The following is a 358-nucleotide window of genomic DNA, read 5'->3' as shown; positions in this document are numbered from 1 at the left end:
CCCGGCGATCCATCAACCTGAACAAAAGAGAGTTCTTGATTTCGGTGGATGCGCGGGTCGAAGCCCGCGCATGACGGAAACATGCTTTTCAGGCGATCTGTGCGCAGGCGACGAAAGAATCAGTGCGCACAAACCGCGGTGAAGCGGCCGATCTCGCTGGTCGGCACGCCGCCGGCGGTGCCGTAATGCATGCAGCGCTCGACCCGGTCGCTGTAGGAGTTGCGGTTGCGCGGCCCGTCCGGGACGACGACCGGCGGCAGGCCCGGCACCGTCACCACCCGTGAGCGGCCGCGGCCGCCGCCCGCGCCAGAGGGCCCGCCGCGATCGACGGCGCGGGCGCCCGGCGCCGCCGGGCCGG

Annotated in this window: 1 protein-coding gene; it reads right to left on the bottom strand. The window is 70.9% G+C overall.

From position 1 onward, the window contains the following. Positions 1–119: 119 nt before the first annotated feature. Positions 120–358: hypothetical protein (locus tag A33M_RS21955; protein WP_040622822.1), on the bottom strand; the 239-nt coding region annotated here is incomplete at its 5' end.

Origin of the sequence: Rhodovulum sp. PH10, assembly GCF_000293785.1 — a bacterium.
Taxonomy (GTDB): Bacteria; Pseudomonadota; Alphaproteobacteria; order Rhizobiales; family Xanthobacteraceae; genus Rhodoplanes.
This window is presented reverse-complemented; position numbering and strand designations above follow the sequence as displayed.